General features: G+C 69.5%; 20 protein-coding genes and 1 pseudogene. 6 read left to right on the forward strand and 15 right to left on the reverse strand.

Annotation, left to right across the window (positions count from 1 at the left end; genetic code table 11):
• Positions 1-331: 331 nt before the first annotated feature.
• From ASG70_RS20260 to ASG70_RS16260, 7 genes are all read right to left on the reverse strand, one after another.
• A complete protein-coding gene (locus tag ASG70_RS20260) occupies positions 332-3,208 on the reverse strand; it encodes a LuxR family transcriptional regulator (protein ID WP_162253932.1) in 2,877 nt (958 codons plus the stop codon).
• 260 nt (positions 3,209-3,468) lie between these two features.
• Positions 3,469-4,131 carry a DUF4386 domain-containing protein gene (locus tag ASG70_RS16230; RefSeq protein ID WP_056884904.1) on the reverse strand — a complete coding sequence of 221 codons (663 nt, stop codon included), beginning with the start codon at positions 4,129-4,131 and terminating at the stop codon, positions 3,469-3,471.
• A gap of 59 nt (positions 4,132-4,190) precedes the next feature.
• Entirely contained in the window at positions 4,191-5,189 is a 999-nt protein-coding gene (locus ASG70_RS16235) for an NAD(P)-dependent alcohol dehydrogenase (protein ID WP_235531552.1), read from the reverse strand.
• 64 nt (positions 5,190-5,253) lie between these two features.
• A complete protein-coding gene (locus ASG70_RS16240; RefSeq protein ID WP_056884905.1) occupies positions 5,254-6,057 on the reverse strand; it encodes an ABC transporter permease subunit in 804 nt (267 codons plus the stop codon).
• Positions 6,054-6,953, reverse strand: coding sequence for an ABC transporter ATP-binding protein (locus tag ASG70_RS16245; protein ID WP_056884906.1), 900 nt, complete (start codon positions 6,951-6,953; stop codon positions 6,054-6,056). Before ASG70_RS16245 ends, ASG70_RS16240 begins: the two co-directional genes overlap by 4 nt.
• 166 nt (positions 6,954-7,119) lie before the next feature.
• Positions 7,120-7,920 carry a DUF4386 domain-containing protein gene (locus ASG70_RS16250; protein WP_200949313.1) on the reverse strand — a complete coding sequence of 267 codons (801 nt, stop codon included), beginning with the start codon at positions 7,918-7,920 and terminating at the stop codon, positions 7,120-7,122.
• Positions 7,921-9,544: 1,624 nt separating this feature from the next.
• Positions 9,545-10,495, reverse strand: coding sequence for a helix-turn-helix transcriptional regulator (locus tag ASG70_RS16260; protein ID WP_235531553.1), 951 nt, complete (start codon positions 10,493-10,495; stop codon positions 9,545-9,547).
• Positions 10,496-10,808: 313 nt separating this feature from the next.
• Here ASG70_RS16260 and ASG70_RS20155 point away from each other — a divergent pair.
• The 6 genes and pseudogenes from ASG70_RS20155 to ASG70_RS20235 all read left to right on the forward strand — a co-directional run bounded on the left by ASG70_RS20155 (position 10,809) and on the right by ASG70_RS20235 (position 16,294).
• Positions 10,809-12,119: pseudogene (locus tag ASG70_RS20155) on the forward strand (MFS transporter).
• The gene (locus tag ASG70_RS16270) at positions 12,116-12,904 is read left to right on the forward strand and encodes a flavodoxin (RefSeq protein ID WP_056884909.1); all 789 of its coding nucleotides are present in this window, start codon (positions 12,116-12,118) and stop codon (positions 12,902-12,904) included. Before ASG70_RS20155 ends, ASG70_RS16270 begins: the two are co-directional and overlap by 4 nt.
• Positions 12,905-13,016: 112 nt before the next feature.
• A complete protein-coding gene (locus ASG70_RS16275) occupies positions 13,017-13,895 on the forward strand; it encodes an aldo/keto reductase (RefSeq protein ID WP_056884910.1) in 879 nt (292 codons plus the stop codon).
• Positions 13,896-13,930: 35 nt separating this feature from the next.
• A complete protein-coding gene (locus ASG70_RS16280) occupies positions 13,931-14,674 on the forward strand; it encodes an SDR family oxidoreductase (protein ID WP_056884911.1) in 744 nt (247 codons plus the stop codon).
• A gap of 32 nt (positions 14,675-14,706) precedes the next feature.
• Entirely contained in the window at positions 14,707-15,696 is a 990-nt protein-coding gene (locus ASG70_RS16285) for an aldo/keto reductase (protein WP_056884912.1), read from the forward strand.
• Positions 15,697-16,162: 466 nt separating this feature from the next.
• Positions 16,163-16,294: a hypothetical protein gene (locus tag ASG70_RS20235; protein ID WP_255353862.1), complete on the forward strand. Its 132-nt coding sequence runs from the start codon at positions 16,163-16,165 to the stop codon at positions 16,292-16,294.
• Positions 16,295-16,915: 621 nt separating this feature from the next.
• Here ASG70_RS20235 and ASG70_RS16295 read toward each other — a convergent pair.
• The 8 genes from ASG70_RS16295 to ASG70_RS16330 all read right to left on the reverse strand — a co-directional run bounded on the left by ASG70_RS16295 (position 16,916) and on the right by ASG70_RS16330 (position 23,413).
• A complete protein-coding gene (locus tag ASG70_RS16295; RefSeq protein ID WP_056884914.1) occupies positions 16,916-17,686 on the reverse strand; it encodes a DUF4386 domain-containing protein in 771 nt (256 codons plus the stop codon).
• Between the two features lie 313 nt (positions 17,687-17,999).
• Entirely contained in the window at positions 18,000-19,109 is a 1,110-nt protein-coding gene (locus ASG70_RS16300) for a sensor histidine kinase KdpD (RefSeq protein WP_056884915.1), read from the reverse strand.
• Positions 19,106-19,783 carry a response regulator transcription factor gene (locus ASG70_RS16305; protein ID WP_056884916.1) on the reverse strand — a complete coding sequence of 226 codons (678 nt, stop codon included), beginning with the start codon at positions 19,781-19,783 and terminating at the stop codon, positions 19,106-19,108. The genes ASG70_RS16300 and ASG70_RS16305 overlap by 4 nt, the downstream gene beginning before the upstream one ends.
• A complete protein-coding gene (locus tag ASG70_RS16310) occupies positions 19,776-20,201 on the reverse strand; it encodes a hypothetical protein (RefSeq protein ID WP_082590938.1) in 426 nt (141 codons plus the stop codon). The genes ASG70_RS16305 and ASG70_RS16310 overlap by 8 nt, the downstream gene beginning before the upstream one ends.
• Entirely contained in the window at positions 20,198-21,367 is a 1,170-nt protein-coding gene (locus ASG70_RS16315) for a molybdopterin-dependent oxidoreductase (protein WP_235531554.1), read from the reverse strand. The genes ASG70_RS16310 and ASG70_RS16315 overlap by 4 nt, the downstream gene beginning before the upstream one ends.
• The gene (locus ASG70_RS16320) at positions 21,364-22,077 is read right to left on the reverse strand and encodes a class I SAM-dependent methyltransferase (RefSeq protein WP_056884917.1); all 714 of its coding nucleotides are present in this window, start codon (positions 22,075-22,077) and stop codon (positions 21,364-21,366) included. Before ASG70_RS16320 ends, ASG70_RS16315 begins: the two co-directional genes overlap by 4 nt.
• Positions 22,074-22,757, reverse strand: a complete 684-nt coding sequence (locus tag ASG70_RS16325) for a DUF2064 domain-containing protein (RefSeq protein WP_056884918.1) — start codon at positions 22,755-22,757, stop codon at positions 22,074-22,076. Before ASG70_RS16325 ends, ASG70_RS16320 begins: the two co-directional genes overlap by 4 nt.
• Positions 22,754-23,413: a glycosyltransferase family 2 protein gene (locus tag ASG70_RS16330; protein WP_056884919.1), complete on the reverse strand. Its 660-nt coding sequence runs from the start codon at positions 23,411-23,413 to the stop codon at positions 22,754-22,756. The genes ASG70_RS16325 and ASG70_RS16330 overlap by 4 nt, the downstream gene beginning before the upstream one ends.
• Between the last annotated feature and the right edge of the window lie 26 nt (positions 23,414-23,439).

Here is a 23,439-nt window from a genome sequence, read left to right on the forward strand (position 1 = left end):
CCGCACCTGCGTCTACGCCCGGGCCGTCACCACGTCGTACACCACTCTGCTGGACTCAACTCCGCGGGTGTGCGTGGACATCCGGAACTCCGGTTGTCACTTCCCACGCAGGGAAGAAGGCACGCGAGCCCGCGTGGAGCGGCGGGGGCTCTCATTGAACTCCATGGAGGGTGCGGTCGTCCACGATGCGACTGTTCCCGTCTGGCGTGCCCTGCTCAGACGCACGGCGGCGGACTCGCGGACGTTCGAGGGCGTCGACGAAGCCGAGTCTGCGACCCGAAACCCCGAAACGGCCAATGTGCGATGGGCTGCGGGGACAGCGAGCTGGCGTCTAGTCCCCCCGGGCGTTCACGCGCCGGGCGACCTGAGCCAGTTCGACGCGGCTGTTGGTACCCGTCTTGCGAAGCATGTGGGAAATGTGGCTACTGACGGTCTTCTCGCTGATGAACAGCGCGTGCGCGATTTCTGCGTATGTTCGACCGCCGACGAGAAGGGCAAGAATCTCGCGCTCCCGGGGGGTGAGGTTGGGAAGCGCCGCGGCCACAGCAGGGCCGATGTCGCTGGGAGCCGACAAGTTCACTCTGCACTGATGGGCGAGGGCTTCGACCTCTCTCACCAGAGGCATCGCCGCGAGTGCAGTGCTCAGTTCGAACGCGCGCCGCAAGGCCGCCCTTGCTCTCTCGTGACGCGATGAGGACCGAAGAAGAGACTCAGCCGCGCGCCACCAGCAATACGCCTCGTCCCAAGCCAAACCGGCATCCGCGCTGGCTCCGGCGGCCCGCTCCCATATGTCATAGGTGCCTTGCCCGTTGCCGGCACGATCGACCTCTGCGTCGTACAGGACTGTCATGGCCTCGATCTCGCGAGCGTGTGCAGGCCCCGGGCCGACGACGACCACGATGGTCGGGTGGCTCTCACGGAGGGCCCTCAGCCGAGCCAATGCCGGTTCAGGATCCTCTCCCTGGTCGCGAAGGGCTTGCGCCTCATCGGCGAGAGCTCGCGCGGCCAGGGGCATGAGGTGCTCCGTCAGGTTGGCGTGTCCCACGCCGACCCCGGCCATTGCAGCCTCGAAGCCAGCAAGGGGGTCCCCCTGCGCAATCAGCAGCTCAGCGCGGATTGCGTGGTAGCCGAAGAACTCGAAGCGCGAGCCCGACAGCTCCGCCACCCGGGCCAGGTGCGCCTCGGCCTGGTCCCACCGCCCCTGACGCGTGTCGAGAAGCGACGCGGTGAGTCTGGCGATGCCGTCGGCCCGCGGACCAGGTGACGATCCCAGGGCTACGCGAAGCCGCTCGACGCAGACCTGCCATCGTCCGAGCATGAGCAGGGCGTAGGCCTCCTGGGCGCAGAGCTTGGCCACATAGCGGTGGGGAGCGCCGAGAAGCTCCAACCTTTCGCGACTCCGGCTGAGCAGCGCGGTCGCGTCCAGACTGGCCGCACCGATGTCAATGCAGTTGGAGGCCCATGCAGCCGCATTCGCGAAGACCGGGAAGTCGCGAGCCTCGGCCGCCGCGGCCATGGCCGCCAGGGCGTCGTCGAGTCCGCCTTGGCCACCGGCGAACACCGAAGCGGTGCACCGCACGACCAGGGCGCGTGCCAGGGCGGTGGCCGAGCCGCAGTGCCGTGCAAGTTGGACGGCTCGCTCGGCACGCTCTCCCCCTGACGGCACCCCCCTCCACAGTTCCTTTTCGGCCAGTTCGGCCGTGGCGATGGCATGCTCAGGGCTGTCTGGATACGGCGCGGAGAGCGTCACGGCGTCACTGGCTCTCTCGACCCCGGCGGACGGCCGGCCGAGCTCGTCCTCGAGGTCGATGCTCCGGACCAGCAGTTCACTCGTGAGAAGCGGTTCGTCCACCCGATCCAGGATCACGAGGAGGCGCGCGACAGCCTCAAGCTCCGCCTCCACATCTCCCGCCCGGTCAGCGGCCGCCTGGATGCGTCGCAGAACCTCGGTCTCGGTCATGCCGGGGTCTGGGACCGCTGGCCACAGACGGAGCGCGCGCCACAGCAGCCGCAACTCCTCCGCCGCGCCCCCGGCCTCCCCGGATGTCCTCGCTGCGATGAGTGCCCAGCGGAACGCCTCCTCATGACGCTCCGCCCCCGCGTGGTGGTCAGCGACTGCCACCACAGAATCCACGTCGCGTCGCATCTCAAAGGAGTCGTCGGCGAGAATCGCGTCAGCGAGCACTGCGTGGATGGCCTGTCGTTCCTCGGCCAACAGACTGTCTTCCAAGACCTCAGCCAGCAGGGGATGGACGAACCAGTATCTGCCGTCGAGGACCACCTCAAGCACGGCACCGTCCACCGCTTCTCGGAGTAGCGGCACGATGTCCTGGCCGACCCCGACCCTTGAGGCGAACTCCTTCAGCCTAAGTCCACCCTGGGGCCGGCCGGCCAGGGCGAGCATCCGGATCAAGACCTTGGCGGCAGGAGAGAGCCGGTGCCAGTGCTGAGTTGCTGCTTCGCGCAGTTCGTGGGGCAGGCCAGCCGGTAGCGATGTCGCATCCTGGCCAAGCCCGCGGGCGATGAGCTGCGTCAGGTACGGATTTCCCCGGCTGCGTTCGTAGACTTGGTCCACCAGGCTCTGGTGCGGTGGTCGACCGAGAAGCGAGGTCAACTGCCCTGCGACACCCAGCCGGTCCAACCGTCCGACGTGTAGTTCCTCGACACCGGGGAGCCGACGGACGTTGCACAGCCAGGACGTCACCAGCGGACCCTCTTCGCCATCGCGCAGTGACGCGACAACCAGCAGCCGGCGGTCTCCAGGACCTGCGAGCACGTAGAGCAGGACGTCGAGTGTGCTCTCGTCTGCCCATTGCAGGTCGTCGACCACCAGCATCACGGGCCGCTCACGGCACCGCTCGTCCAGCCACGCGTCGAAGGTCACGGGTGCATAGCCGACGGACCCGTCGAGGCCGCCCGGTCCTGCGGGGACCCCAGCAGCTCGCCGTTGCAGGGCTGAAGCCAAGGGCAAGAGGGGCACGGAGAAGGAGCTCATTGGCAGGCAGGCCGCCCAGATGACCTCGGCGGACTCCGACACGTGCTTGGTCACCTCGCGCAACAGGGCCGTCTTACCGACGCCTGGTTCGCCGGACACCAGAAGCGTCCTGGACGTGCCGTCGGCCGCCCCCGCCATCCGGGCGGCAATGTCGCCGAACTCCTGGGCGCGACCGAAGAGCACCGGTTGCGCTCCGGTAAGGGTGGATGTCACCGTTCGATTCTCCCATTGAGCACGCCTGCATGCCCCACATGCGACCATCCGGTCGTGCTGCTGATCGAAAACACGTCAATCTGCACGAAGTGGGCGCACTCCGGCGCGAATGTGCCCCGGTACATCCGTAGCCAGTACGAGAGCGTGCGCCAGCTCGGTGTCGCTGACGCTTGGGCCACGCGACTTGGGATCGGGGTGAGTGACCAAGTGAGTGACAACGACCGCGGATATGCACGGGCCCCGGCGGGGGCGCGCAGTCGTCATGGGGTGCCGGCCCGGGTGGCGGTGGTGTCGAATGGTGTGGCGTGCTGCGAGAGCCGGCGGCTGCGAACGAGGAGCCACACTGCAAGGAGGAACTCACCGACGAAGGTGAACGTCGAGACGACGATCGGGGGCCCCGAGGTCAGGACGGCGGCCATGGTGTCGAAGGCGTACCCCAGCCCTGCGATGGCGAGCAGGACGCCTAGCAGCCAGGGCATCTGTCTGGAGGTGTAGGTCAGGTAGCCGAGCAGAAGCAGGTGCAGCTGGCTGATGGCGACGAGGAAGACCGCCGCGTAGGCGAGCCTGAACCAGGCCGCGAGCCGCGAGAGCGCCTCGTGAACCGGACGGAAGACCTGGAACAGCGCCCAGGCAACCAGCATGTCGAGGGCTGCCGCGGCGTAGAGGCTGGCGACACCGAGGCGGAACGTGCCTTCGGATGCCACGATGTCTCGCGCCGTCCTGGCGGGGTCGCCCTTGGTCACCAGCCCTTCGACGACCACGAGGTTGCCGAACGCGGCCAGGGCTGCCAGCAGGAGGATGCCCATGCCCGCGACGAGGGCTGCACCGCGCCGCGAGCTCAGGAACGCGGCCGCGGGTCGTGCAGTCGGCGGCCGGGATCGGACTTCGTGCTCGACGGGCGGTTGTGCGATGCGGTTGGACATCTTGGGTTCCTTCAAGGACGTTCACGTTCATGCGACGGGTGACCCGTTGACGGTGGCAGTCAGACAGTGATGACGACCTTGCCGCGGGCCCGGCCGGCGGCGAGGTGTCGGATCGCGTCCGGGGCCTGCTCCAGGGGGTAGGTGCGGTCGAGGCTCGCCGTCACCGCACCGGACTCGATGAGGGCGGTGAGGCGCTCGAGGTCGCTGCAGCGCTGGTTGGCGATGACCATCGTCAGCCGCTGCCGGATGAACAACGACAGCGTCATGGCTCGCAGCTGGCGGTCCATGCTCCCGGTCCAGCTGCCGCCCTCCTCGCCTCCGACGATCACGACGGTCCCGGCCGGATTCAGGGCTCGGCGAAGCCGCCTGATGGTGGGGTTTCCGGCGATGTCGATGATGAGGTCGTACCGGCGGGTGCCGTCGGCGAAGTCTTCGCTGGTGTAGTCGATGAGGTGGTCGGCGCCGAGGGACCGCACGAGGTCCACCTTGGTGGTGCTGCATACACCGGTGACGTGTGCACCGAACGCCTTGGCCAGCTGGACGGCATACGTGCCGACGCCGCCGGAGGCGCCGATGACGAGCACCGTCTGCCCCGGCCGGACACGGCCGGCGTCCATGGTCTGCAGGGCCGTGGCGGCCGACACCGGCACCGCAGCGGCCTGCTCGAACGAGATGTTCACCGGTTTGCGGGACAGCTTGGCCTCGCGCGCAAGGGCGTACTCGGCGAACGTGCCCTGCCCGAAGCCGTAGACCTCGTCTCCTTCGGCGAGCTTGGTCACGCCCGGACCGAGGGCGACGACGGTGCCCGCGACATCGAGACCGAGGACCGGGTTCTTGGGGCGGCGCAACCCGAATGCGAGACGGCCCGCATAGGGTGTCCCGGTCATGGTGTGCCAAACCCCTCGATCGAGGCCGGCCGCGTGCACCCGCAACAGCACCTGCCCTGTGCCGGGCACGGGTCGCACGGCTTGTCCCACGTGCACGACGTCGGCCGAGCCGTACTCCTCGTACGTGACGGCCTGCATGGTGGTGGTCGGGCGCGGGATCGCGGTGGTCATGATGGTGCTTCTCTCAGGCTGGTGCGGATTTGGGAACGACAGCGGCGCGCGGGTGACCGGGCAGCTACTTGACCTCTGCGCGCATGACGAGTCGGAGCCCGACGAGGAGGGGGAGGACGAGCCAGATGAGCCCGGTGACTCCGATGTGGGCCCACTGCTCACCTGTCAGGGACTTGTCGAAGACGAAGAGCCCGCTCTGGGCGAACTGGGAGTCGACCCAGGGCTGGAGGGTGTGGAACCACTGCGCGCTGCTGGCCAGCAGGCCGAAGAGCGTGGGCAGCAGGAAGGTGAGGATGAAGTAGGCGACGATCGCTCCGGTCGAGGCCCGGATGAGGACGCCGAGCATGAAGCCGACCAGCAGGCTCAGGACCATCCCGAAGACGTAGTACAGGCACTGGGTGAGGGTCACGTCCCACACCAGGGGGGCGCCCTTGACGCCCGCACCGAGGAGGTTGCCGAGGGCACCGACCGCGAAGGTCAGTGCCATGGCCGCGATGGCGATGATGACCGAACCGATGGCCTTGGCGCTGATGATCCGGTATCGGTGCGGGATAAGGGTGAAGGTGGTGAGCCCGGTGCGTTGGCTCCATTCGCTGGTGACGGCCAGGATGGCGATGAGCGGCAGGATGATGACGACGGGGAACCGGATCGCGGTCGCGAACGTGGAGTAGGTGAGCTGGCCGTCGGGGGCCCAAACGATGACGCCCCCAGCGGCCAGGACGGCGGTGATGGCGATGCTGGCGATCAACCAGAAGCCGGAGCGGGTGTCGAACATCTTGCGCAGCTCGACCGCGGTGATCCGGGTGAGGGGGACTGGATGGACGGCCGTTCGTGGAGTGTGACTGCTGCCTGCGGCGATGGTGGTCATGCCGGTACTCCTTCTCGCTGGGTGGCGGAGGTGAGCTCGAGGAACATCTCTTCGAGGCCGGCACCTTCGGCGGCACGGAGCTCGGTGAGTGCGACACCGGCTTGGAGGGCGACCTTGCCGACGAGACTGGCGTCGGCCTCGGTGCGCAGGGCCCCGTCGCCGGTCGGGTGCGTGGTGAGTCCCCAGTCGGTCAGGGCGAGCTCGAGCTGGATGGCGTTGTCGGCGCGGACGATCGTGCCGGCCTCGTGCAGGAGCTCGGTCTTGGTTCCCTGGGACACGATCCGCCCGTGCCCGATCATGACGATGTCGTCGGCGATGACCTCGATCTCGTGGAGCAGATGCGATGAGAGCAGGACCGTGCCGCCGCGGTCGGCGTACCCTCGCAGCAGGTCGCGCATCCATCGGATGCCGGCCGGGTCGAGACCATTGGCGGGTTCGTCGAGGATCAGGACCTCCGGGTCGCCGATGAGGGCTGTGGCGATGCCGAGGCGTTGACGCATGCCGAGGGAGTAGTCACGCACTCGACGCGACGCTTCGTCGGGGGTGAGGCTGACCACCTCCAACATCTCCTCAACCCGGGTGCGCGGAAGGCCCATGAACTGCTGGGCCAGGACGAGGATCTCGCGGCCGGTGCGGCCGGCGTGCTGGGCGGACGCGTCGAGCAGCACACCGACTTCCAGTCCCGGGTTGGGCAGGTCCGCGAACCGTCGTCCGTCGATGGTGACCGTCCCCTGCGTGGCCCGGGTCAGTCCGACCATGATCCGCATGGTGGTCGACTTGCCGGCGCCGTTCGGTCCGAGGAACCCGGTCACCCGGCCCGCGGAGGCCGTGAAGCTGATGTCGTCGACGGCGAGGGTGCGCCCGTACTTCATGGTGAGGCTTTCGACGGTGATCATGCGGTGACTCCTGACAGCAGTTAGCGGTGCTCGGGGGTGGGATGTTGACCGGAGCGGCCCACCGGTATGCGGTGGACCACTTCGGCGAGGGTGGGCGGCGACACCCGGATGCCATCCGCGGTTGCGGGAGCGATGCGTGCTCGGCTGTGGTGGTCCGTCCCGTCGCTCACGCGACGGGGAGCGCTTCGTGCTTGGGCACAGCCGGCGGAACTGGAGGCCCCGCGGGCGTGAGGATGGGGGAAGGCTTGAAGCCCTTGACGACCAGGTAGATGCCGAGCGAGAGCTCCCATACGGCGATCGGGAGTGCCGCGACCAGAGCCACGGATCCGACCCGGTCGATAGCGCCGAGCATCGTCAGAACGACGGCGGTGATGTGGAAGGGGGCGCCGATCAGTCCTATCGCGGGAAGCACGCGTGGTACGAGGCCAGATCGGTACAGCAGGGTGCCGAGCAGGATGGCGTTCACGCCGGGCATGAGGCTCTGTCCGAGGGTGAACGCCCAGTTGTAGGTCGCGAGGTGCGACGCCCCGGTGACGATCATGGCGGCCCGGTCCGCTCCACCTGCTGTTCCGAGATCGTGTCGCAGGGTCAGGAGCGACAGGAGGCTGGCGACGCAGGTGAAGATCATGGCGGCCTCGAGGGTGCGTGAGGCGACGAAGCCCAGCGCCATGCCTTCGTTCTGCCGCTTGACCACGGGGAACAGCGTGACGGCCGTGCCGATGCCGGCCAGAGCGACGAGGACCTCGAGGAAGCAGCCCAGGAGCACGCCCGTGCTGGCGCCGGTGCTGGTGATGAAGTCCGCCTTCTTCGCCGGGCCGTACAGGAAGAGTGTGGGAATCGAGACGAAGGTGATGATGTAGAAGACACCCGCAACGAACGCGGTGCGCCTGCTGTCGATCATGGCTGAGCGCCGGGTCGAATGGCCCCGCGCGTCGGCAGGTCGTCCTGCCGTCACGGTGTTGCTCATGTCATGTGCTCCTAGCGAATACGCCGAAATAGGTTCCCCGCGGCCAGCATGGGCGCACCCGTGCCGTGGTGGCATGGCTCGTGTGAGGCGTTGCGTTTCATCACTCAAGGGCAGACAATGCGCGCGACAGTCAGGTTCCGGAGGCAAGGGGACGCTCGAGGCGTTGCTTCCGCCAGGGACGAAGGCTCATGGCGCGGAGGTTTCTGGCGGTCTCGCACAGCGCGTCCGAGTGCGAGCGCGACCCGCGTACTGTGGCTGGTGTCGCTTCTCAGGCCTGCCAGGCCCCGCGACAGAGGTGAGGCCCCACCATGGATACCGACAGTGCCGTACGCACACCGAACCCCCTGGCACTACCGACGCTGGCCGAGCTGGCAGGGGAGGTGCGCACAGCCCGCGAGAAAGTCAGCGCCGGGCGCCTGGCACCGGTGGACTGGCCCAGCCTCCTCTCTGCCCGCCAGACATTGCTGGGCGCCATGGAGGTGTATGCCCGTGAGCTGACCGCCCGACGGCTGCCGGTCCCTCGCCAGCTGCGCGACGACCTGCGCCTGCAGCGCGGCATCCGGCGGCAGCCCCAAGCCAGCGGTTGGGATCGTCACGACCGACTCCAGTCACCGGCACAGAGGTAGAGCTCTACCGCGACGAGAGGCGACGCGCTTCTGGGGACTCTCTCGAGCGAGCGCAGTGGAACGTAGCGCCGACGGGGGTTCTGGTGGGGGCCTGTGACGACTGCTGTCGAGACATGTGCGGGGTCTAGCTTCGTTCGGCGAACGTAAGTAGCTGTGCGCACGTCCCCGCGGCAGGCTCGGACATTGGCTGCGAAGCTTGCTGCCACCGATTGCGGTCGTGCCGGTCCAGCGGGCAGCTGAACGGCTCACGGTCTCGCAGCCCGACGGCGTTGAGGTAGCGCACTACCCCGGCTGGCCTCGGTGTAGGCCACGCCGTTCCAGCGGCGGGCGCACGCGATGGCGATGAGCACTTACCGGCTGAAGGAGTTCTGGCAACAGACGATTGGACTGCTTGACTAAGTGCTTGACAACAGAGGCGAGTTCGGACGGATGCGGGCGGACGTCGGGGGAGTGGCTCGTGCCCAACTGCACGTCAGGCGACGCTCACGGACTGTCCCGGAATGCTTGACACGGAAGAGGTCACTGGTTCAAACCCAGTATCGCCCACCAGCACGAAACAGCCCCTGACCAGCGGAGACGCAGGTCAGGGGCTGTCTGGTTCTGAACCCGCGAACGGGTCCGCTTGACCAACTGAGTGACCACGGACTGCGGGGCATCAAGGTCCGGTCCGTCGGTGGTTCTGGGTGTGCGTGGACGTCCGGAGGACCCGGCGTCACTTCCCATGCAGGGAAGAAGTCAGTCCGCGACACTGAGCGGGGCCCGGTGGGGCCGGAATCGCTTCGAGACGGGCTCCAGTGACGTGGCGCGGTATTGCTGCGCGTCGCGTCGGGGTGGGTGCCAACGACGGCTGGAACCGGCCTCTTGCGACGAGCGGGGTGCTCGTCAACGCCAGTGAGCTGGGAAGGGACTGGACGCCAACTCGAGCCGAAACGAAGTCCACGCGCACAGCGGAGAATCGAGCCGCTCCTACCGCCGACGATCCGCCTGGCTCGACTTGCTCAGGGCGCGGTCCCCGGTTCTGACGCGGCCGGGTCGCTGGCCTCGGCGCGGGCAACGGTCTGGCTGGTCCAGCTGGCGAGGAAGTCGAGAGCCTGCTCCGATGCGCTGTGCGGTGCGACGGTGTACGTGATGATCGTGAGTCCGCCGTCGCCGGGCAGGGCGAGGGCTTCACCAGTGAGCTCGAGCTCCCCAACGACCGGGTGGTGCATCACCTTGGTGGAGGTGCGGTGCAGGCGGACGTTGTGGCTGGCCCACCAGATGCGGAACTCCTCGCTGCGGGTCGACAGCTCCCCGACGAGGTCAGTGAGGCCCCGGTCGTAGGGGTTCCGGCCCGCTTCGATCCTGAGCGCTGAGACGGTGTCCCTGGCGACAGCGGTCCAGTCGACGTAGAAGTCGCGGGAGCGGTCGTCGAGGAACATGTAGCGGGCGAGGTTCGGGGGGGAGCCTGAGCTGCCCAGGGAGGCGTCGACCCGGTACAGATCGGTCAGCAGCGCGCGTCCGAGCCGGTTCACAGCCAATAGGTCGAGACGGTTGTTCCGGACGTAGGCGGGTGCGCCGATCGTGTCGAGGATGCGCAGTACGCCTTCGCGGACCTGCTGCCTGGGGGTGGTTCGGCGCTGCCGGGAGCCGGTGTTGGCGGCGCGGGCGAGGTCGAAGAGGTGGGTGCGTTCGGACTCGTCGAGCTTGAGTGCTGTGGCCAGGGCTTCGAGGACGGATTCGGAGGCGCCGGTGAGGTTTCCGCGCTCGAGCCGGGTGTAGTAGTCGGTGCTGACACCGGCCAGCATGGCGACCTCCTCGCGGCGCAGTCCGGCGACGCGGCGGTTGGTGCCGTAGAGCGGCAGGCCGGCCTGCGCCGGGGTGATGCGCGCCCGACGTGAGGTCAGGAAGTCGCGCACCTCGGCGCGGTTGTCCACGCGCTTGCTCGCATCGCGTCCGGTCTGGTCAGCCATGCCGTCGACGGTACGGGGTCGGTGGTGCCCGAGGGAGGGTCTGGCAGTACCTGTAAAGACCGTCACTGCCACGCGAGAGCAGGTGCGGCTTTGCTTGGTGGCAAGCACCGACTCGGTCCGTATGACGCCCATGGTGCTTTCCGTCTTCACCCGTCCGGGAGTTCTTCACATGCCAGCCACCGCGCCAACCGTCACGTCGCAGTCCGGGACTCCCTTCCCCGACCCCCACGTGGGCCCAGAGCCCGCCCTGGAAGCCGTGCGGGTGGCTGGTCGGGCTCGTGACCTGGGCCGCTTGGCGCCGCTCGGTGTCGCCATGCTCGGGTTCTTCGTCGTGGCCCTGGACGCCCAGATCGTCAACGTGGCCCTGCCCGACATCGGTGCTGCCCTCGGTGGCGGGTTGGCGGGGCTGCAGTGGGTGGTGACCGGCTACACGTTGACGTTCTCCTCGCTGCTGCTGTTCGCCGGCACGCTGTCGGACCGCGTCGGCGCCCGCCGCGCCTACGGGCTGGGCATGGCAGTGTTCGTCCTCGCCTCGGCCCTGTGTGGTTTCGCGCCGACCCTTCCGGTGCTGGTCGCCGCGCGGGTCGCCCAGGGGGTGGGTGCCGCGCTCATCACACCCACGTCCCTGGCCCTGCTCCGGGAGGCTTACGAGGACGCACGGGCGCGGGCCAAGGCGGTCGCCTACTGGGCGCTGGGCGGCTCGGTCGCAGCGGCTGCCGGCCCCGTCCTCGGCGGCCTGCTGACGCAACTCGACTGGCGGATCATCTTCTTCATCAACCTGCCCGTCGGAGGCCTGGCGCTGGCGCTGCTGGTCCGGGTCCCAAACTCGCCGCGCCGCTCCCACCGCTTCGATCCGTTCGGCCAAGTGACGGCCCTGGCGGCGCTGGTGGGGTCCACCTACGGGGTCATCCAGGGAGGCAGCGGCTCCTACGGCGACCCGGACGTGATCGCCGCGTTCGTGGTGGCCGCGGTCGGAGCCGCCGGGTTCGTGGCCTCCTAGGCGCGCGGTCGGCACCCGATGGTGCCGCTGCACCTGTTCCGGGCACGGCCGGTGGCCATCTCGCTGGCAGCCGCGTTCGTCACCATGGCGGCCTTCTACGGGATCGTGTTCGTCCAGAGCCTGTACTTCCAGCAGGTCCGCGGGGCGTCGCCGCTGCAGACCGGTCTGCTGTTCCTCCCGATGACCGCGATGGTGGCGATCCTGAACCCGACCGCCGCCAGGGTCGCGCTGCGGTTCGGCTCCCGCGTGCCGATCATCGGTGGGCAGGTCGTCATGGTCCTCGGGCTGGTGGGACTCGCGGTGGCCCCGGCTGACCTGCCCCTGGCGGCCGTCGCCGCGCTCATGGTGCCGGTGGGTGTCGGCGGCTCTTTCACGGTGCCACCGCTCACCTCGTTGCTCCTCGATGCCGTGCCCGCCCCGCAGGCGGGGACCGCCAGCGGCGTCCTCAACACCGCCCGCCAGGTCGGCGGCTCTATGGGGGTGGCCGCGGCCGGCGCGGTCATCGGACACATGGCCGGGTTCATGGACGGACTGCGCCTCAGCCTGGTGGCTCTCGCCGCCTTGTTGGTGCTGACCACCGCTGTCAGCCTGCTGCTGCCGTCGGGGAAGGACACCGGCCGATGAGCCGCGCCCTCCAGCCGCAGCTCGGTCGCAGGATCGCCCTGCGGGGGGCGCTCCTCGGCGGCGGCCTGGCGCTGGTCACCGGGCCGGCCGCGTGCTCCACCGGGACGTCCGGCGCCCAGCCAGACCGCCCGTCCGGTGCGGCCCGATCTTCCACCGCCGGCGACACCACCCCCTCCAAGCCCCGCGACGGCACCGGCACCAGCCCGCCGGGGCCCGCACCGGGCGATGAGGGCCGGGCACGGGTTCTGCTCGCGTACTTCTCCCGGGCCGGGGAGAACTACCACTACGGCGACCGTGTCGACCTCGCGGTCGGCAACACCGAGGTCCTCGCCGGCATCATCAGCGCCCGCCTGAGTCAGCTGGGCGTCAAGCACGACGTACACCGCCTCGACGCCGCCGACCCGTATCCGGACGACTACGACGCCACCGTGGCCCGCAACGTCCGCGAGCAGGACGCGGACGCGCGCCCCGCGCTGGCCAACCCGGTGGAGTCGATCGACGGCTACGACGTCGTCCTGGTCGGCAGCCCCATCTGGAACGTTCGGCCGCCGATGCTCATGCACACCTTCACTGAAGCTCACGACTTCACCGGCAAGGACGTCCACCCGTTCGTCACCTTCGCCGTCAGCGGCCTGGGCGCCACCGAGCGGGAGTACACCCGGGCCTGCCCCGGCGCCAACATCGGCGAGGGCCTCGCCGTCCAGGGCGAGACCGTCCACGCAGACGGTCCCACCGCGGCCGCCGACTGGCTGGGCCGCATGAGACTGCCCGGCCAGCGGACCTGACCGACGCCACCAAGAGGGGGTATGACAGGCCCTCCCACCACGTCGTCCGACCGGCATACGTTCGAACCCACCAAGCGAAGAGAACCCAGAAACGAAGCATGGAGAGGAACTCATGGACCAGCTGAAGCTGAACAACGGCGTAGAAATGCCCGCCCTCGGGCTGGGGGTGTTCCAGACCCCGCCGGAGGAGACCCGCGCCGCGGTCCAGGCGGCGCTGAGCACCGGCTACCGGCACATCGACACCGCTGCCGCCTACGGCAACGAGCGCGAGGTCGGGCAGGCCATCCACGCCTCAGGACTCGATCGGGACGAGGTGTTCATCGAGACGAAGATCTGGATCAGCGACTACGGTTACGACCAGACTCTGCACGGGTTCGACAAGAGCGCCGGCAAGCTCGGCGTCGACCAGATCGACCTGCTCATCCTGCACCAGGCGCTGCCCTCGACCTTCGACAAGACCCTCGAGGCGTACCGGGCCCTGGAGACACTGCTCGAGCAGGGCAAGGTCCGCGCCATCGGCGTCAGCAACTTCATGGTCGAGCACCTCAACCGCCTGCTCGAGAAGGCGACGGTCGTGCCGGCGGTGAACCAGATCGAGGTGCACCCGTACTTCCAGCAGCGTGAGGTCCAGGCCCTCGGCGCCGACCGCGGCATCCTGACCCAGGCTTGGTCACCCATCGGCGGCATCACCTTCTACCGCGACGGCAGCCACGGCAGCACCCTGGAGGACCCGGTCATCGGCGGCATCGCCGACGGGCACGGCAAGTCCCCGGCCCAGGTGATGCTGCGCTGGCACCTCCAGCAGGGCCGTTCGGTCATCCCGAAGTCGACCAAGGCGCACCGCATCGCCGAGAACTTCGACGTCTTCGACTTCCACCTCACCGCCGACGAACTCGCCGCCATCGACGCCCTCGACACCGGCCAGCGCGGCGGCCCCGAGCCCCAGGCCATCACCCTCGAGGCATTCGGCCGCGACATCCCCGAAGCCTGACCGACCCGCAGCCCATCTGAAGGAACACCCAGCCCATGAACGACACCACCAACAGCCGACGGGTCGCGGTCGTCACCGGCGCCTCCTCAGGCATCGGGGCAGCCACCGCCCGCGCGCTGGCCGCCGACGGCTACCGCGTCGCGCTCCTCGCGCGGCGAGCCGACCGCATCGAGGGGCTCGCGCAGGAGCTCGGCAACGACTCCATCGCCATCACCGCCGACGTCACCGACCGTGACAGCCTCGTCGCCGCCGCGCGGCGTGTCCAGGACGAGCTCGGCGGGGCCGACGTCCTGGTCAACAACGCCGGCGTCATGCTCCTCGGCCCCTTCGACACCGACCAGCGCGCCGACTACCGGCCGATGGTCGAGGTCAACCTCCTCGGCGCCATCACCGCCACCGAGGTCTTCCTCGACCAGCTCAAGGCCGGCGCCGCCGACCGCGGTGGCGACATCATCAACATCTCCTCTGTCGCCGGTCACACCGCCCGCGCCGGCAACGGCGTCTACGCCGCCACCAAGTGGGGCCTCAACGGCTGGTCGGAGTCGCTGCGCCAGGAGCTGCTGCCCGACATCCGGGTCACGCTCATCGAGCCCGGTGTCGTCGCCACCGAGCTGCCCAACCACACCACCCACCCCGAGACCCTCGAAGGGGTCCAGCAGCTGTACAGCGGGCCCGAAGTGACCGCGGAGGACGTCGCCGAGATCATCGCCTTCACCCTCAGCCGGCCCCGCCGACTGGCCATCAACGAGGTTCTGCTCCGGCCCGCCGGCCAGCTCTGACCACCACCCACATCGACGAAGGAGAACCACCGATGCACGAACGCACTCTCGGGACACCGGGCCTGAAGGTCTCCGCCCTCGGGCTGGGCTGCATGGGCATGAGCCAGTCGTTCGGCCCGCGGCCGCCGCGGGAGGAGATGATCACGTTCCTGCGGGCAGCGGTCGACCGGGGCGTGACCCTCTTCGACACCGCCGAGGTCTACGGCCCCTTCCACAACGAGGAGCTCGTGGGCGAGGCCCTGCAGCCGGTCCGCGACGATGTCGTCATCGCCACCAAGTTCGGGTTCGCCTTCGACGAGAACGGCGGCCAGACCGGCGTCAGCAGCAGGCCGGAGCACATCCGCGCCGCCGTCGACGGCTCGCTGCGACGCCTGCGAACCGACACCATCGACCTGCTCTACCAGCACCGTGTGGACCCCGACGTCCCCATCGAGGACGTCGCCGGCACGGTCAAGGATTTGATCGAAGCCGGCAAGGTGCGCCATTTCGGGATGTCGGAGGCCGGCGTCAACACCATCCGCCGCGCCCACGCGGTGCAGCCGGTCACCGCCCTGCAGAGCGAGTACTCCCTGTTCTGGCGGGAGCCCGAGGACGAGATCCTCCCCGCCCTCGAGGAGCTGGGCATCGGGTTTGTGCCCTTCAGCCCACTCGGGCGCGGCTTCCTGACCGGTCAGGTGACCGCCGAGTCGCAGTTCGGCGAGGGTGACATCCGCGCCTCCCTGCCCCGGTTCGACCGAGTGGCCCTGCAGGCCAACCTCGCCCTCGTTGACCTCATCAGGACGGTCGCCGAGCGCAAGGGCGCCACGGTCGGACAGGTCGCCCTGGCCTGGCTGCTCGCCCAGAGGCCCTGGATCGCCCCGATCCCGGGAACCCGTCGACTCGAGCGCCTCGAGGAGAACCTCGCCGCCGCCGAGCTCGAGCTCACCTCCGAGGACCTCGGCGAGCTGGACTCGGCATCCGCCAGCGTTCAGGTCCAGGGCGCCCGCTACCCCGAGGCGATGCAACGCATGATCGACCGCTGATCGTTCCGTCCAACCTTGCCGCGTCGTTCCCACAACGGCGCCCGCAGGCGACAACGGCAGCGCAATCTCGGCAAGGAAGTCGTCCGCGAGATGGCACGAAGAACGGGTGCGCGTCGGCACGTCTGGTGAACATCGCCGCGACCGACAGCAACTCGAAGGACGTCTCGCGACGTCAACGCGCCGCCGCGAAAAGCCAAATCCAGTGGAAGGGAAACAGGATGACCGAAGTCACTGTCGTCATCGGAGCAGGTTCGATCGGCAGGCGATCGCCCGCCAGGTCAGAGCCGAGAAGGACGTACTTCTGGCCGATCTACGGGAGGAGAACGCTCGGGCGGCCGCAGAGGTCCTAGCGGACGCCGGCTTCGCCACGAGAGCGAGCACAGACTCGCGGGAGGAAACGTCCACGATGGCATGGCTGACGGCCAGCCAGTCAGGCGAGCATCGAGCAGATCCTGAACGTCGATGTATGGCAACGCGCTTTGTGCTCGAGGAGTTCGGCCACGTGATCGCCGCCGGCGGTGCTGGAGTGGTCATCGCATCCCAGTCCGGTCACCGGCTGACGAGCCTGTACGCGACGTGTAGATCGCTCAGGATGTGAGTGCGATGCACTTCCAGAGCATGCAGGATGTCTGTTCGTGCCCCACGATTCCATGCCGACGCTCGAGTCCCGACTCCGACAGATGGCCTCAGAGGAGCAGCGTCGGACGGCGACCGAGCTCGCGTCCGTCGTACTTCCCCTCGCAGAACTGGGTTCGCTCGGACTGCCACCTGGGGGACTTGGTCCTATCGCCGACGCGATTCGGGCGCGGACCAGCATTCCATCAGTAGACGCGGCACGCCACGCTCTGCNAAATGGACCGGGACGAGGAGCCCGAGGATCCTGCCTCCTGGTTCGCGTTCGGGGCACTCGTCGCCTGGGTCTACGCGGCCGATGCAAACACGACCTCAGCCTCCGACGGGGTCGTCCACACCTTCAACCGCGTGTCCGAACTTCTGGACGAGATCGACAACGATCTCGGGGATACCCAGCTGCTGAACAAACTGCTGCTCGTGATGAACGGCCTGGGCGGGACGGCCGAGTCGTGGGCCACGCTGTCCCAAGGCGTACGGGAAGCCGTCGATCGGCTTCGCTCTCGCTACCAGCGAAGACGCAGGGTCAGGGGCTGTTTCGATGTCTGAGATGAGGGCTGGAGGCGGCCGGCTGGTCCGACGGTGGAGCTCACCCGGTCAGCTGGGCGCCCTTGTCTCGGCGGGATGCCGGGACGACTTGCCTCGTGGGTCGACCAGCGTCGCCCACACGGATGCCGTCCGCGTCGACGTCCGAGGGGTTGAATCCCTTGGCCAGCAACCAGGCGGCCAGGACCATCTCCTGCAGGGCGATCGGGATGTTGAGCACCGTGTTGACGGTGGAGAAGCCGAAGTCCTGGGTGTACCCGGAGTAGACGGTGGCGACCAGGCCCAGCGCGGCACCGGCCAGTCCCCAGCCCGAGAGCCACCGGGGCACGAGCCGTGCACGGTAGAGCACGAAGTAGTACATCAGGGCTGCGGTGAGGAAGGGCAGCATCCCGACGAACCCGGTTGTCCAGTCGCGCACCGCGAGCAAGGCGTCTCCGGTTGCACGGAAGGCCGCTGCGTCGGCTCCCGCCGCGAGCGAGTCCTGGCTGACCGTCAGGAGCACCAGCAGGCCGAGCGTCCCGATGAGGACCATCACGCCCTCCACCACCCTTCCGGCCACGGATCCGAGAGCCAGCGCACGGTTGTGGCGTCGGATGACGGGGTACAACGCGATGGCGATGCCCGCGCCGGTGGCAGCCCACGCGAACTCCAGGAGAGCCGTCCAGATGACACGGCTGTCGCTGACTGCCAGCCGGTCCAGGTAGTCGGAACCCTCGAGGGTCGCGCCCAGGGGCACGGCGCTGAGGATGCTGGTGGCGGTGCAGGCGATGAGCAGGAGTCCCACCGCGATGGCGTTGCCACGGTATCGGTTCATGATCTTCTGCCCTTCTCCTGAGGTGGTGCACGCAGACGGTGGTGTGCGCAGTCCGTGGTGCCCGCAGACCGGCTCAGGCGCGGGGTCGTGAGCCATCACCGGTTTGCGTGCCTCATCGCGGCCAGCGCCTGCCTGGCGGCCAACCGCGGCGAATGCCGACAACACCGCGCCCCGCGGATTCCCACGCTATGACGCTCCTGTGGCCAAGGAAGGGTCGATGGTCCCGGCTACGTCCCGGCACCACTCCGGAAACGGGCTCCGAGCCGCTCACGTGGTCTGGGACCCAAGCGATCCCGGCCGGGGATGTGGTGCGTCAGGCGGGCAGGCGGACGACGAAACGGCACCCGCTGCCGTGGTTGCCGACGGTGACGGTGCCGTGGTGCGCCTCGACGAGTCCGCGCACGATGGCCAGGCCGAGCCCGGCGCCGCTGTCGGGGCCCGGTGTGCGGGCCCGGGTGCCGCGCCAGCCCACCTCGAAGACGGAGTCGAGGTCGTCGGGGTGGATCCCGCCGCAGCCGTCGGTGACGGTGAGCTCCACCAGGCCGCCGGCGGTGCGGCCCTCGACGAGGACGACCCCGTCAGCGGGGGTGTGGCGGATGGCGTTCATGACGAGGTTGGCAACCACGCGCGACAGGGCTGTGGCGTCGGCGCGGAGCTCGACGTCGGGGTGCACGTGTCCGCCGAGCTGCACGCCGTGGGTCCTGGCCACCGGGGCGGCTCCGGCGATCGTCTCGCTGACCACGTCGCGCAGCACCATGGGTTGCAGGGTGAGGTTGAGCGATCCCGCGTGGATGCGGGAGAGCTCGAAGAGGTCGTCGACCATGGTCGCCATCCGGTTGGTCTCCTTCAGCATCTGCCGGTGGTAGCGCTGCGGGTCGGTGGCGATGCCGTCGTCGAGGGCCTCGGCCATGGCGCGCAGCCCGGCCAACGGGGTCCTCAGGTCGTGCGAGACCCAGGCGACGAGCTCGCGCCGGGACTGCTCGAGCCGTCGTTCGCGGGCCTGCGAGGTGCGCAGGCGTTCACTGCTCCGCGCGAGTTCTTCGGCGACGGCGCGCAGCTCGGCCGAGTCGGCACCGGGCGGGTGGACGTCCTTGCCGGCGCCGACAGCGGAGGCCATGCCCCGCAGCCGTCTCGCGGAGAGGGCCAGGGTGCGAGCCAGGAAGAGCGCGAACGCCGCAGACACGAGGCCCGAGACGCCACACACGAGGACCACCACGCCGAGGTCGTGCGTGGACAGGAACATGGCACGCGCCGTGCCCACCACGCCGGCCACCACACCGCCGACCGCGACGACGGCGATGAGGCCCACGGACCAGCGGATGGGGGCTCGTCGCAGGCGCCAGCCGACGAGGGCGCCGATGACACCCACCCCCAGTGACCACCCTGCGGCGATGAGCACCACGCTGACCTGGTCATGGGTCATCGAGGTTCCCACCGGTAGCCGACCCCCCACACGGTGAGCAGGCGCGTCGGCCTCCGTGGGTCGGTCTCGACCTTCTCCCGCAGGCGACGGACGTGGACGGTCACGGTCGACTGGTCGCCGAAGGACCAGCCCCAGACCTCGCGCAGCAGCGCGTCGCGTGACCACACCCGGCGTGGGTTCGCGACGAGGAAGTGGAGCAGGTCGAACTCACGGACGGTCAGCGGGAGGGCGGTCCCGGCCAGGACGGCCGAGTGCTCGGCGGGTTCGACCACGAGGTCGCCATCCGTGACCGTGGCGCCCTTGGGGTGCCTCTGCCCGACGCGGCGCAGGACCGAGTCGACGCGAAGGGCCAGCTCGCGCGGGCTGAACGGCTTGGTGACGTAGTCGTCGGCGCCCAACCGCAGACCGACCAGGCGGTCGGTCTCTGCCCCGAGGGCGGTGAGCATGATGACAGGGACATCGGTGCTCTCGCGAAGCCGGCGGCAGACCTCGAGCCCATCGACGCCGGGCAGCATGAGGTCGAGGACCACGAGGTCCGCACCCCTGCCCCGCATCGACCTGAGCGCGTCCTCGCCGTTGCCGGCTTCCTGTACGTGGTGGCCGGCGGCGCGCAGGTAGGACACGACGACCTCCCGGACGGTGAGGTCGTCGTCGACGACGAGTACCTCAGCCACGCGCTGCTCCCTTGCGTCGACCGCGGACGGCGATCGCGACCGCTGCGACCAAGACTAGGACGGCGACGCCGACCCAGCCTGCTGCGTACGGGCGGTCCAACAGGGTGGGGTTGTCGGCCTTGGCGCCGAACCGGCCGAGCACCGGCACAGCCACGAGGGTGACCGCGCCCAGGACCACCACCGCGAACACGGCGGCCGGACGGGACCAGGCCGGCAACGTCCGAGCGGCGGCGACCCCGGCCACCACGACCAACGGGGCCAGCACGCCGTCGTGGACGACCACGACACCAGCCAGCCACGGGAGGGTGGCCAGCAGGTTGGTCCACCCGAGGCCGAGGAACCGGACGACGCCGTACAGGCCGACCAAGGCCCCGAGGGCGGCCATGGTGGTGCGGACCAGTCGAAGCTCCGTGCTCACGGCCGCACCTCCAACCGGCTGACCCACTTGGTCTGCAAGGCGCCGGGACGGTTGGGGGCGATGACCCGGCACGGGTAGCCGTGGTCGAGCGAGAGGGGTTCGCCGGCCAGGGTCAGGGCGAGGATCGCCTCACGGTCAGCAGCTACGTTGCCCGGAAGTCGGCTCCGGCTGGACGCTCCGACCCGTTGGAGCGACTCGACGAGCACTGCCGACCCGGTGGGGGCGCCGACCAGGTCCACGAGGTCGGCCACGCGGACCCCACCCCACACTCCCGAGGCGCTCCATCCCTCGACGCACGCGATGGGCAGGGTGGCTGTGGTCTGGGGCATCGCCTCGAGGTCCGCTCGGGAAAGGCGTCGCTCCGTGTCGCCCCAGGCGACCACGAGGGCGAAGGCGGGGTCGGCTGCAGCCCTCGCGACGCCGGCCGCAGCCGCGGTCTTGTTGACGGGTATGCCGCCGGGTCCGGTTCCGGTGCGCGTCGCGAGGACCGACAACCGGCGGACTCCGGGCACACCGGAGGCTGCGGTGGTCACGACGGCGACCGCTGCTGCCGCCCACGTGACACCTAGGACGGTACGTCGCGAGACGGTGCCTTGCGCCGGCTGCCCCTGGGGCTCGAGCCACGCCGTGCGGATGACGGGCAGCTTCACGGCGACGTGCACGAGGAGCGCACCCATGGCCACCCAGCCGATGGCGAAGTGTGTGGCGCGGAACGAGAAGGACCACGGGTACCACTGGGCGGAGTTCGCCAGGCCGCTGACGAGCTGGAACGAAGCACTGGACACGAGGACGAGGACCGACAGGCGTTCGGCGGCGTCGAGCACCTGCGCGCGCCTCACGGCGGGCGGGCGGCGGAACAGCTGGGGGAAGACCGACCACAGCTTGACGAGCAGCAGGGGGACGGCGGCGGTGCCGGCGGCGACGTGCACGCCCTGCGTCACCCGGTACAGCCAGACGGGTCGCGTGGGCAATGGCAGGACCGGGTCCGGCAGCTGCGCCAGGTGGCTCCAGACGCCGGTGAGGAAGGCGAGCAGGAAGCAGGCGCCGAGCCACGTGCCGACGCGGGCGGTGAGCTCGCGGTTGCGCGCGGTGCTCGGGAAGTCATCGGGTTCCGGCAGTGCGTCGACGAGCCTGGTCAGGGCATCGGTGAACCGGGTGCTGCTCAACGGCCCTGCTCCCGTGCGTGGGTGAGGACGGCGACGGTGCGTCCACGCCGACGAGTGACCTGGGCGATGGTGAGCTGGGCGGCGGCAGCGGTCTCCGGCAACGCGTCAGGGCCCAGCTCCGCCCAGGGGAACGAGGTGGAAGCCAGCCCACCTGCCCGCAGGTGGAGCTGGTGGACGCGAAGACCGGTGCCTGCAGGAGCGAGGTCGACCACGATTCGTCCGTCGGGGCGGATGATCCGGCCGGCACGGACGAGCAGTCCGGCGGGGTCGCCGCCGATGCCGATGTTCCCGTCGGCGAGGAGCGCGGTGCCCCAGCTGCCCTCGCTCGGTACGGGGTCGAACAGGCTTCCGCAGACGACGGGGATGTCGCGACGCCTGGCCTCGGCGATGGCTGACCGCGAGGCGTCGACGCCCAGCACGTCGTGGCCGCGGTCTCGGAGCTCCGCCGCGAGGCGACCGGGGCCGCAGCCCAGGTCGATCGTGGATCCGTGGCAGTGGTCGAGCAGGAACCGGTCACTGCGCGAGGCGCGACCGGTCCAGCTCCGGACTGGGAGCTGGTGGTGGGTGCCGCGACCGTCTATCACCGCCGTGAGGGTCCCGAGGGTCAGCGCGACGGCGAAGACCTTCGCTGGGGACACACGTCCGTGGGCGCTTGCCGCTGTGGTGTCGGCGTCTGCATCGTCCAGGCTCGTGCTGGCCAGGGTGCTCACGACGTCCCTCCCGTCCCGGAGGCGAGGAGCTCGCGCCAGCCGCGGGCGAACCTGGTGTTCGGCGCTGCCGCCGCAGCGACCTCGGCGTCGGCCGCGGTGTCGACGTCGTTGAGCTCCTCGGTGGGCAGCACGGTCCCTGCTGTCCTCTCGACGCAGTCCCGGGTACGGGCCCAGGTGTCATGGCGCGACATCGGCACGCGCCGCAGCTGTGTGACGTCGCCGGGGGCCGTGGTCGCCAGCACCCACCATCCGCCGTCCTGTGCCCTGCCCAGCACCGGTCGTCCGCTCCTGGTGGCTGCGACGACCTGCTCCAGGTGGCGTGCAGTGAGGTGTGGGGTGTCCATCCCGATCTGCACCACCGGACCACCGTGGGTGACATGAGCGTCTCGGTGCGCGGTCTCGAGCCTCTCCGCGAACGTTGCCCCTTCTTGGGCGACCACGTCCCAGCCGGACAGCGCACGGTCCAGCTGGGCAGGCTCGACCGATCTCGCAGGCGCCCCGGCCAGCGCGATGACACGTCGCCCTGGTGGGAACACGGACTCGCAGACGGCGAGCGTGTCCAGCAGGGCCGCATGCGCCAGACGTGCAGCTGCCTCGGGGCCGATCGTGGCGCCGAGCCTTGTCTTGACGGCCCCCGGTACGGGCGCCTTGGCCATGACGAGAACCGTCGCCGTGGTCACGGCAGCGACCTGACGAGGTCATGGGCTGCCTTGGCCGAACCGCGCAGGGACCCGGACACCTTGGACGTGGTGCCAGCGGCCCGGGCCCGGTACGTCATGTCGTGCTCGACCACGGACCAGCCAGCACGGTGCGCCCGGACGAGAACCTCCACCGGGTACCCGAAGCGCAGGTCCTGGACCCCTAGCGCCATCAGGTCTGTGCGACGGGTCACCCGGACCGAGGGGATGTCGTGCAGTCGCAGGCCCGTGCGTCGGCCGATCCACCAGGCTGCGGCCGCGTTGAACAGCCGGGCATGCACGCCGATGACGCCGCGGGCGACGGGTCGACGTCGCCCGACCGCCATCGTCGCCCGTCCTTGCGCGACGTCGTCGAGCAGTGGCGCCAGCTCGGCGGGGTCCAGTGACCCGTCACCGTCCATCACCGCGACGTACCGCGCCGCGGCGGCCCTGATCCCGGCCTGGACCGCCGCGCCGTACCCGGGTTGGTGTTCGACGACGACTCGCGCGCCCAGACCGCGGGCGACCTCGGCAGTTCCATCCGTGGAGCCGTTGTCGACGACGAGCACCTTCATGCCTGACGGGACTGCGGCGAGCAGGGCGGGCAGTGCGAGCGCCTCGTTGCGGCACGGGAGGATGAGTTCGCAGTCCAGGCTCATGCCACGACGCTAGGCGCGCGACCGAT

It is taken from the genome of Phycicoccus sp. Soil748, assembly GCF_001428025.1.
Classification (GTDB): Bacteria; Actinomycetota; Actinomycetes; order Actinomycetales; family Dermatophilaceae; genus Pedococcus.